Annotated in this window: 1 protein-coding gene and 1 pseudogene; one reads left to right on the forward strand and one right to left on the reverse strand. The window is 28.5% G+C overall.

The window, feature by feature from the left end; translation table 11 throughout:
• The first annotated feature begins 114 nt into the window (after positions 1–114).
• The gene (locus HMPREF2897_RS12175; protein ID WP_000493114.1) at positions 115–210 is read left to right on the forward strand and encodes a type I toxin-antitoxin system Fst family toxin; all 96 of its coding nucleotides are present in this window, start codon (positions 115–117) and stop codon (positions 208–210) included.
• A gap of 154 nt (positions 211–364) precedes the next feature.
• Here HMPREF2897_RS12175 and HMPREF2897_RS03615 read toward each other — a convergent pair.
• A pseudogene (locus HMPREF2897_RS03615) lies at positions 365–1051 on the reverse strand (PLP-dependent aminotransferase family protein); the annotation flags it as partial.
• Between the last annotated feature and the right edge of the window lie 25 nt (positions 1052–1076).

The following is a 1076-nucleotide window of genomic DNA, read 5'->3' on the forward strand; positions in this document are numbered from 1 at the left end:
CATTACATAAAATGACTTATCGGAAGTTATCTGTAACTCAATTATTAGAAATGATATAATACAAAAGTCGTCGTTCACTTCTGTGCTGTATTTAGCATGGAAGGAGGTGACATCATGTTCAGTACACTATTTGTAACTATTATAGCTCCTATCATAGTAGGAGTTATACTCACGTTATTTTCTCATTGGCTGAATAATCGTGAAAAGTAATTTAGCGACGACATATAGCTAATACACCAAAAGAGCCCGATAACTATTCGCAGTAGTTATCGGGCTCGGTGTTTATCATGTTAGTACACTATTTGTTAATCAAATTATAACACTGGTTAGTAGAGGAATGCAAAGTAAAGAAAGTTCTTAGGAATCAATTTCTAATTTTTTTAATAATATTACTTAATTTTTTTAAACTTCTATTAATATCATTCTCATCAATGTATGAGTAAGAAAATCGAATGTAGTTTTTGTAGTTAGAATCATATATTTCTCCAGGTTGTATAAGTATATTTTCTTTTATAGATTCATTAAACAATTTTTTTACGTTTATTGATATAGAGAACTCAAACCAAATATAAAATGATCCACTAGGGTCATTCCAACTACCATACATAGATAAATGAGTTTTTAGGGCGTCTATAAATATATCTTTACGTTTTTTTAATTCTAATTTTAATTCAGATATATGTTTTTCATGATAAGTATTTAGCCATTTTGTGGCAATATATTGTGATATAGAACTAGCACCATAGTCATTCTGCATTTTTAAATCAGATAAGTGATTAATTACATTTTTATCTGCTACTATCCATCCAATACGCAGACCAGGACTTACCGTTTTAGATAAACTTCCTAAATATAAAACATTGTCACTATTTTTCAAAGATTTCATGGGCATCGGTCTTTTTTCATCAAACCATAAATCAGAATATATACTATCTTCAACAATAGGTATTCCGTTTTTTTGACATTGATCTATAATTTTTTGCTTTTCTTCTTTAGTATAAGTATTTTGAGTAGGATTGTGTAAAGTAGGTATACAATAAAAGGTTCTGTTGCAAAGTAAAAAATATAGCTAACCA

Source organism: Staphylococcus sp. HMSC065D05 (assembly GCF_001813195.1).
In the GTDB taxonomy this organism is placed as follows: domain Bacteria; phylum Bacillota; class Bacilli; order Staphylococcales; family Staphylococcaceae; genus Staphylococcus; species Staphylococcus epidermidis.

What these genes read in the sequence shown, in the direction of transcription:
- HMPREF2897_RS12175 (WP_000493114.1), top strand. Translation starts at nt 115, where the DNA reads ATGTTCAGTACACTATTTGTAACTATTATAGCTCCTATCATAGTAGGA.